1 rRNA gene is annotated in these 227 nt (G+C 56.8%); it reads left to right on the forward strand.

Features of this window, described 5'->3' with window-relative positions:
- Positions 1-82 (forward strand): 5S ribosomal RNA (gene rrf, locus OGX67_RS26905); the annotation flags it as partial.
- Positions 83-227: the final 145 nt, after the last annotated feature.

Genomic DNA, 227 nt, shown 5'->3' on the forward strand with positions numbered 1-227 from the left:
CCATGCCGAACTCAGAAGTGAAACGCCGTAGCGCCGATGGTAGTGTGGGGTCTCCCCATGCGAGAGTAGGGAACTGCCAGACATCAAATAAAAACAAAAGGCTCAGTCGAAAGACCGGGCCTTTTGTTTTATCTGTTGTTTGTCGGCGAGCGCTCTCCTGAGGAGGACAAATCCGCCGGGAGCGGATTTGAACGTTGCGCAGCAACGGCCCGGAGGGTGGCGGGCAG

This window comes from Citrobacter sp. Cf118 (genome assembly GCF_030334095.1).
GTDB classification, from domain to species: domain Bacteria; phylum Pseudomonadota; class Gammaproteobacteria; order Enterobacterales; family Enterobacteriaceae; genus Citrobacter; species Citrobacter freundii.